The 8468-nt window shown below is 71.4% G+C and carries 7 protein-coding genes and 1 pseudogene; 2 read left to right on the top strand and 6 right to left on the bottom strand.

Annotated elements, in window-relative coordinates; genetic code table 11:
• Positions 1–99 precede the first annotated feature (99 nt).
• Positions 100–1572, bottom strand: a complete 1473-nt coding sequence (locus Ahu01nite_RS01415) for an aminopeptidase P family protein (protein ID WP_203834497.1) — start codon at positions 1570–1572, stop codon at positions 100–102.
• 90 nt (positions 1573–1662) lie between these two features.
• On the bottom strand, positions 1663–2328 hold the full coding sequence (locus Ahu01nite_RS01410; protein WP_203834496.1) for a superoxide dismutase family protein: 666 nt from the start codon (positions 2326–2328) through the stop codon (positions 1663–1665).
• Between the two features lie 106 nt (positions 2329–2434).
• Between Ahu01nite_RS01410 and Ahu01nite_RS01405 the strand changes: the two genes are divergently transcribed.
• On the top strand, positions 2435–3373 hold the full coding sequence (locus tag Ahu01nite_RS01405) for a carbohydrate kinase family protein (RefSeq protein WP_203834495.1): 939 nt from the start codon (positions 2435–2437) through the stop codon (positions 3371–3373).
• Between the two features lie 26 nt (positions 3374–3399).
• Here the strand turns inward: Ahu01nite_RS01405 and Ahu01nite_RS01400 are convergent, their stop codons facing one another.
• The 4 genes from Ahu01nite_RS01400 to Ahu01nite_RS01385 form a co-directional block, all read right to left on the bottom strand.
• Positions 3400–3795 (bottom strand): thioesterase family protein, encoded by a 396-nt coding sequence (locus tag Ahu01nite_RS01400; protein WP_203834494.1) that lies wholly within the window; start codon positions 3793–3795, stop codon positions 3400–3402.
• 24 nt (positions 3796–3819) lie between these two features.
• The gene (locus tag Ahu01nite_RS01395; protein WP_438874747.1) at positions 3820–5352 is read right to left on the bottom strand and encodes a PH domain-containing protein; all 1533 of its coding nucleotides are present in this window, start codon (positions 5350–5352) and stop codon (positions 3820–3822) included.
• 215 nt (positions 5353–5567) lie between these two features.
• On the bottom strand, positions 5568–6110 hold the full coding sequence (locus Ahu01nite_RS01390) for a PH domain-containing protein (protein WP_203834493.1): 543 nt from the start codon (positions 6108–6110) through the stop codon (positions 5568–5570).
• Between the two features lie 10 nt (positions 6111–6120).
• A complete protein-coding gene (locus Ahu01nite_RS01385; protein ID WP_203834492.1) occupies positions 6121–6327 on the bottom strand; it encodes a hypothetical protein in 207 nt (68 codons plus the stop codon).
• Between the two features lie 541 nt (positions 6328–6868).
• Between Ahu01nite_RS01385 and Ahu01nite_RS01380 the strand changes: the two are divergent.
• Positions 6869–7969, top strand: a pseudogene (locus Ahu01nite_RS01380) (AAA family ATPase); the annotation flags it as partial.
• Between the last annotated feature and the right edge of the window lie 499 nt (positions 7970–8468).

Below are 8468 nucleotides of genomic sequence, written 5' to 3'. Positions count from 1 at the left end.
CCCGAGTGGCCCGTGGCCTGAGTGGCCCGTGGCCTGAGTGGCCCGTGGCCTGAGTGGCCCGTGGCCTGAGTGGCTCTGGCGGCAGTGGTGGTGGGGTGGTTACTCGGGGAGGCGGGGGCCGGCTTCGCGCTGGGAGGTCAGCCAGGACTCGACGTCGGAGGAGGAGCGGGGCAGGCCGGCGGAGAGGTTGCGGTGGCCGTCGGCGGTGACGAGGACGTCGTCCTCGATGCGGATGCCGATGCCGCGGAGCTCGTCGGGGACGAGGTCGTCCTCGGTTTGGAAGTAGAGGCCGGGCTCGACGGTGAGGACGTAGCCCTCCTGGAGGGTGCCGTCGCGGTAGAGCTCCTTGCGGGCGGCGGAGCAGTCGTGGACGTCGATGCCGAGCATGTGGCCGAAGCCGTGGAGGGTCCAGCGGCGGTAGACCGTGGAGTCCTCGGACATGGCCTCGTCGACGCTGACCGGGAGGAGGCCGAGGTCGTGGAGGCCTTCGGCGAGGACGCGCATGCAGGTGAGGTGGATGTCCTGGTAGGCGACGCCGGGTTTGACGGCGTCCATACCGGCCTGCTGGGAGGCGTGGACGATGTCGTAGACCTGGCGTTGCAGGGGGGTGAAGGTGCCGTTGACCGGGATCGTGCGGGTGACGTCGGCGGTGTAGAAGGAGCGGGCTTCGACGCCCATGTCCATGAGGAGGAGCTCGCCGGGCCTGGTGATGCCGGTGTTGCGGACCCAGTGCAGGATCGTGGCGTGGGCGCCGGCGCCGACGATGCTGCCGTAGCCGACGTCGTTGCCGTCGGTGCGGGCGCGCAGGCCGAAGATGCCCTCGAGGAGGCGCTCCTTGACGCCGCGGTCGGCGGGCAGGACGCGGGCGACGTCCTCGAAGCCGCGGACCGTGGCGTCGATGGCCTCCTGGAGCTGGGCGATCTCCCACTCGTCCTTGACGAGCTTGAGCTCGGAGATCACGGCGGCGAGGGCGCGGTCGCGGCGGACCGTGGGGTCGGCCTCGTAGGCGAGGACCGTGCGGTCGACGGCGGGGTCGAGACCGCGCAGGACCCGGGTGCGGGCCGGCGCGGAGTCGGCGAGCGCCTGGCCGAGCAGCTGGTAGGGGGCGGTGTCGATGCCCAGCTCGGTGGAGCGCTCGGCGAGGGTGTGCCGGCGGCCGACCCACAGCTCGCCGTTGCGGCTGCGGAAGAAGCCGTCGGTGTCCTTGGAGTTGCGGTCGTGGGTGTAGAGCACCGCGTCGTGGCCGGAGCCGCTCGGGCGCATCACGAGCACCCCGTCGGGGTCGGCGTCACCGGTCAGGTAGACGTAGTCGCTGCCCGGCCGGAAGTTGTAGTCGGTGTCGTTGGCGCGCACCTTCTCGTTGCCGGTCGGGATGATCAGCGTCTCGCCCGGGAAGGCGTCGGAGAGCGCGGCGCGGCGTTTGGCGTAGTTGGGCGCCTCGGGCCGGGTCACGACCTCGAGCGCGTCCTCACGCCACCCGTCCCGCATGAACCGCAGGAACGCCTCTGGGAAGTCGGGGTCGTGCGACTCCGTCTTCGGCGCTGACGCCGGTGTTGCTGCCTGCTCGGCCATGGTTGGCCCTCCCGTCGGTCCGCGTGCCGTCCATGACGTTACCGCCTGGGGCCGACACAAATCGCGCCCGGATGCCCCGATGAAGATCAACTACGGGTGCAGGGTGAGGCACGCCACTCGCGGTCCGGCCGTACCGGCCTTTCCCGCCTCGGTACGCGTGAGCTCGGCATGCACGATCAGCGAACGGGGCGACGTGGTCGTGTCGAACGTCCAGTCCTCGTTAGCGGCGACGGTGGCGGCGCCCTTGCTGTCGGTGGTGAAGTCGAGCCACACCTCGTTGCGCGGGTTCGCGTACGCCGGATCGACGCTCGGTTTTGAGGGGTCCGCCTGGTGCTGGTAGTGCGGTCCGGCGTCGTGGGGGACGGACGTGCAGGTCATCGTGTGCAGGTGCGCCCCGTACGCGCGCCGCGCGAGCATTCCGGTAACGGCGAGCCGTACCCGTACCCCCATGGTGGTGGTGGCGATCGTGACCTGAGCCGTCGCGCCTGCCGGGACCACCGCCTTGTTGTAGGTGATTGCCTGGACGCCCTGCGGTGCGGGCTGGAACGTGCCGGACGCCGTGCCCTCGGTCATCGGGGCCTGCGCGCCGGCGGACGCGGAGCTGGAGGTGGCGGCGACGGGAAGACCGCTGGAGACGATCCACGGCGTGCCGGCCGGGGGCAGTGTCGGGGGCGTGCTGGTGCTACTTCCCGGTGTGCCGCAGGCGGCGAGCGACGTGACCAGGAGCGCAAGAACGGGCAAGACAAGACGAGGCATGGCCAAATAATGCCAAATCAGTTCATAACGGACGAGCATCGGGCGGGTGCTAGCTTTCTGACGCTGCGGGCGCGAGGCCGGCGGCGAGGCCGGGAGGGGATCAACAATGGGGTACGCGGTAGTGCTCGGCGAGGCGCTGATCGACCTCCTCGAAACCGAACGCGACGGCGAGCTGATCTACCGCCAGGCCATCGGCGGCGCCCCGCTCAACGTGGCGGTCGGCGTGACCCGTCTCGGCGGTGACGTCCGCTACGTGGGCTCGCTGGGCAGCGACACCCTCGCCGACCGCATCGCGACGTTCCTGCGCGAGACCGGCGTCGGCACCGACTCCACGATCCGCGTCCCCGTGCCCACCACGCTCGCGGTGACGACGTTCGAGGGCGCCGAGCCGACGTTCCAGTTCTACGGCGAGCCGCCGTCCTACGCGCTGGTCGGCCCCGACGACGTCGACGAGCAGTCGGTGGCCGGCGCGGCCGTGCTCTACGCCGGCTCGATCAGCCTGATGCGCGAGCCCTTCCAGGCGGCGGCCCGCGCGGCCTGGTCGGTGCCCGGGCCGCTGAAGGTCTTCGATCCCAACGTACGCCCGAAGCTGCTGCCCGACGTCGCCGCGATCATCACCCTCCGCGAGCTCGTCGAGGAGTACTTCGCCACCGCCGACCTGGTGAAGCTGAGCTCAGCCGACGCCGAGGTCCTGTGGGACGGCGCGACCCCGGCGACCGCCGCGGCGCACATCCTCAAGCTCGGCGCCCGCGCGGTCGTGGTGACCTGCGGCGCGAAGGGTGCCTACGTCGCCACCGCCGAGGGCACGACGATGCTCCCGGCGCCGACGGTTGCCGCGGTCGACGCCACCGGCGCGGGTGACTCGGTGATGGCCGCGCTGGTCAGCCGGCTGCTGGCCGACGGCGTCCCGGCCGACCTGGCGGGCTGGCAGCGTTACGTGACGTTCGCCCTCGCCGTGGCCGGCCTGGTCTGCGAACGCCCCGGCGGCGCGGTCGCCATGCCGACCACCGACGAGCTCACCGCGCGCTGGGGCTCGCTGAGCTAGCGGCTGTTGGTTGCTTCTTTGAAGCGCTATCGGATGTTGATCGCTTTCTCGATGAAGCGCTGACGGTCGAGGAGGGCGCGTTCGACGCGCACCTCGGCCACCAGCGTCGCGCCGTCGTGGACGGTCACGTCGAAGAAGAGCCGCCGGCCGTCCACCTTGGCGAGGACGGCCTGCGCGACGACCTTGCGCCCGATCGGCGTCGGCAGGAGATGCTCCACGGTCGCCCGGGTGCCGACCGTGGTCAGCCCGCCGGGGATCAGCCGGGAGGTCACCACCACCGTCGCGGTCTCGGCCAGCGCGAGCACCCGCGGCGTGGCGAGCACGGGCACGTCGCCGGAGCCGAGCGACTGGGCCGTGTCGGCGTCGGTGACGGTCAATTCCACCCGGGCACTGAGCCCGGGCTTGAACTCGGGAAGCTCCATCCACAGAGCCTAGGCCGTCGGTGCCTAGGCGTAGTCCGGCCGCTGCCAGTGCGCGTCGATCGGCTCATTCGCCGCGGACGTCACGAGCGGCGCGGGACCACGGGCCTGCCGGGCGCGGACCGACAGCTGTTCGGCCAGCCACCACGCCTCGGCCACGTCCCGGTCCTTCGCGACCCCGGACTGGCCGCCGGCCGTGTCCGCGTAGACCGTGGCGAGGTTCAGGAGACGCTGCACGGGGCCCTGGATGACGCGGACGCTCTGCAGGCGTGCGTACGGAACAAGGGTCATCTCCCTGGTCAGCACGCCGGTCCGGGCGACGAAGACCTCGGGCGTAAGCCCGGCACCCATCGCCCGGAACGCGAACGGATGCAGCCAGCGGGCCCGTCGCGGCGGGGGAGCGGTCGGCAGCGCCCCCAGATCGACCCCCGGCAGCACCTCCCACACCAGCAACCGGCCCGCCTCGAACACCCCGACGGGCAGCAACCGGTCGGAGCGCTTGTCGTCGCCACCCGACTGCGGTCCCGCGTACCCGGCGATGTCGAGCCGCAGATGCAGCCAGCCCTGCAGGCGCCACAACAGCGGCCACGTCACCCCGATCGCCTGCACCCTGTTCAGCGGGACGATCTGGCTCCGCGTCTCCACCAGTCCGAACCGGACCGACAGCCGCCCGTCCGGGTCCCGCCCCAACCGGAAATCCCAGTCCTGCAACACGCGTCGAACCGGCTGCAGCACCACGCCGGCCATCGCGGTCACGGTGCTCGCGATACCGATGAACGTCCACGACCCCTCCAGCACGAACTGGGTGACCACGAACGCCACCCCGACGGGCAGGAAGAACGCCTGCGGCGTGAGCAACTGGCTGATCACGAGATCCCGGTTCCGCACGCGAAAAAGCGGGCGTTCGGGCATCGGCGCCTGCTCAGCGGTGGCCTGCTCTCCCGATCCTGGGGTACGCCCGGCAAGCGCGAGAAGCCGCTCCCGCAGAGCCGAGGCCTCCTTCACCGACAGGTACGCAAGCGGTGCCTCGGTCTTACCCCCGCCCACCACCTCGAGCCGCAACTCGGCAAGCCCGGTCAGCTGAGCGAGCAACGGCCGCCTGAGCTCCACGGCCTGCAACCGATCGAGCGGGATCGCCCGGTTCCGCCGCCAGAGCAGCCCGTCCTGGATCCGCAGCTCGCGCCCGACCAGGTGATACCCGGTGTTCAACCACCCGATCACCGAGTAGATGACCACGCCCACGGCCAGCACGGCCACCACGATCGCGAACCGCTCCAGCCCGACCTGCGACAACGTCTGCCAGCTCAACGCCGCCACGATCACGGCAATCGACTTCGCCCCGTTCAGCAACGGGCTCAGCGGATGCAACCGCCGCCGCGGCTCGGCTCGTGGCCCGCCTCCCTCAGCATCGCGCCCGCCCGCGTCCGGTCCGTCCGGCAGCCCCGGGTAGGCAGCCGGCCCGTCTGGCGGGCTCGGGTGGGTGGGCGGCCCTGCGGGCTGACTCGGGTGGGTGGGCGGCTCGCTCTGGTAGGCCGGGTTTGTGCCCGGCCAGTCGAGGATGGGAGCGGTCTGTGCCGGCGGTACCGGCTGCGTCAGGCCGGTCTGCGATGCCGGACCGGCTTGTGGTGCCGGGCCGGGCAGGGGTGCGGGGTCGTGCTGTGGTGTGGCGGCGAGTTGTGGGGTCGGGCCGGGCTGTGGTGTGGCCGCGGGCAGAGATGCGGGTGTGGGGTCGGGCGGGGTTGGGGGGTCGGGTTGGGGGCGGGCGTTGGCGGCGGTCACAGGCCTTCGGCTCGGTCCTCGCCCAGGGCGGTGAGGCGGTCGCGGAGGCGGGCGGCTTCGGCGGGGTCGAGGCCGGGGATCTTGGCGTCGCTGGCGGCCGAGGCGGTGTGCAGCTGGACGGTGGCTAGTTTGAAGGCGCGCTCGAGCGGGCCGGCGGTGACGTCGACGAACTGCATCCGCGCGTACGGGACGATCGAGAGCCTTCGCACCACCAAGCCGTGCCGGACCAGCAGGTCGTTGTCTCGTTCGGCGTAGCCCCAGGCGCGGACGGCGCGGACGGTCACCACCGAACGCCAGATCGCCGCGACGACCACCAGCGCCATCGCCGCGGGCCAGAACCAGTGCCGGTTGAACCACCACCCGGCGCCGAGCCCGGCGAGCACGACGACCACCCAGGTGGCGCGGTTGATCAGTTCCACAGTGATCAGGCTCCGCGAGACGGGCCGCCACTGGACGGTCTCGGGCCATGGCTCCAGGGCGCTGAGGGGTGCGCCCGGCGGGTTCGTGCCGGGTTGAGTCACGCCGGAAAGCTCGGTCACCTTTGAAAGATTAGGCGGTGGGACGGAACGCGGTCACCTCACGCAGGAAACCCCGGGCCCCGAGAAACTCACCCAGCGTCTCCCGGTGCAGCTCACAGGCGAGCCAGATCTTCCTGTACGCGTCGGAGTGCAGTTTCGGATTGTTCCACCGAAGCTCCCACAGCGCCGCTTCACGGCACCGTTTCGCCGAACACTGAACCGCAAGCTCCTCCTCCACGTCCCCGACCGTACCCGCCCCGGTCGCGTGGCCGGGCGTGGGCACGAGCGGCGGCTGGGCCCGGCCCGGTTCGGTGGTTGACGCGGGCGCGGGCGCGACTGTGGTTTGCGTACTGAAAGAGGGATGGTCTCAACTCGCCCGGCGTGACTGGTTGGCTGGGCTGGTTGTTTTCCGACATTTCGGCGGGCGGAATGTCCGTTACCGAGGGGCTGCGAATGCCTGGCGAACCGCGGTGATGGGGGAGTGGGGTCGCTGCTCCAAACCGCGGACAACCAGCGGGAACGGCGAATATTTGAGCGCCGGGCGACCACGGGGGAAGTCGCCCGGCGACGGGGTGAATGTTACACGGGTGATCCGGGCTTTCGTCTACCCGCTCGTTGTGCCCGTCCGTGCGTATCGCGCAGAAAGATCGACATCTCCGTAGTCTGGCGTCGGCGCGTAATGCGGCACTGCCGGACTGCTCCCAGCATGGTCGTGTAAGTCTTGAGCGTCGGCATACGCGCCGACTCGACCGCGAAGTGCACACGCTGTTGGAGGACCGGTGGCCCAGCCGACCACGCCCGAGGGTACGACCAGCGCTTCCGCGACCGGTAACCCGGCGGGAGCCCCGGTGCCGCCCGCGCAGGACGCCACCCAGCTCGAAAGGGCGATGTTCGAGGTCAAGCGGGTGATCGTCGGGCAGGACCGGATGGTCGAGCGCATGTTCGTGGCGCTGCTCGCCCGCGGTCACGTCCTGCTCGAGGGTGTGCCCGGTGTCGCCAAGACGCTCGCCGTGGAGACGCTGGCCCGGGTGGTCGGCGGCTCGTTCTCCCGGGTGCAGTTCACGCCCGACCTGGTGCCCGCCGACATCGTCGGCACCCGGATCTACCGCCAGTCGAGCGAGAAGTTCGACGTCGAGCTCGGGCCGGTCTTCGTCAACTTCCTGCTCGCCGACGAGATCAACCGCGCTCCCGCGAAGGTCCAGTCGGCCCTGCTCGAGGTCATGGCCGAGCACCAGGTGTCGATCGGCGGCGAGAGCCACCGCGTCCCGGACCCGTTCCTGGTCATGGCGACGCAGAACCCGATCGAGCAGGAGGGCGTCTACCCGCTCCCCGAGGCCCAGCGTGACCGCTTCCTGATGAAGATCATCGTCGGCTACCCGACCGACGCCGAGGAACGCGAGATCGTCTACCGCATGGGCGTCAGCGCCCCGGAGCCCAAAACGATCTTCAGCGCTGACGACCTCCTCGCCCTGCAACGCCGCGCCGACCAGGTCTTCGTGCACAACGCCCTGGTCGACTACACGGTCCGCCTGGTGCTCGCCACCCGCGCCCCCGCACAGCACGGCATGCCGGACGTAGCCCAGCTCATCCAGTACGGAGCCAGCCCCCGCGCGTCCCTCGGCATCGTCCGCGCCACCCGCGCCCTCGCCCTGCTCCGCGGCCGCGACTACGCCCTGCCCCAGGACGTCCAGGACATCGCCCCGGACATCCTGCGCCACCGCCTGGTCCTCAGCTACGACGCCCTCGCCGACGACATCCCGGCCGACCACATCGTCGCCCGCATCATGTCCAGCGTCCCGATGCCCTCGGTCGCCTCCCGCCAGGACGCCTCCAACGGCCACACGCCGGCAGCCCCGCCGAACGGCGGCTACCCCGGCCAGGTCTCAGCCGTCCCGTCCCCGGCCAGCGGCGTGCCGTATCCGCACCCCGGCGCCTACCCGGTCGGCCCCGGAGCCATGGGCGGCCAGGCCGCCCCCACGGGCCTGGCAGGCTTCGGCAACCAGGGCGCTTTCGGCGGCCAGCCCGGCCCGGGCGGCGCACCGAGCGTCCAGGGTGCGCCGGGCCAAGGTGCACTGGGCCAAGGTGCGCCGGGTGGTCCGGGTCAGAGTGGTCCGGGCCAAGGTGGTCCGGGTCAGGGTGGTCCGGGGGACGCGGGTCAGTCGCAGCCGGGCCAGGTGCGCTCCGGCCAGCCGCCGACCGGACAGCAGCCGACCTGGCCGGGACAGCAGTGACGGTCCACCCGTGACGACACCTGACAACAACCCACCCGCCGACCCGGCCGGCCAGGCCGACGGATCAGCGGGATCAGCCGCAGCCGGTTCGGGCCCGGGAAGCACCGCACCGACCGCCGCCGCCGATTCGAGCGCATTCGCCCCCGCC

It is taken from the genome of Winogradskya humida, assembly GCF_016862215.1.
Classification (GTDB): domain Bacteria; phylum Actinomycetota; class Actinomycetes; order Mycobacteriales; family Micromonosporaceae; genus Actinoplanes; species Actinoplanes humidus.
Note: the sequence above shows the minus strand (reverse complement) of the source record. Positions and strands in the feature narration are given on the sequence as shown.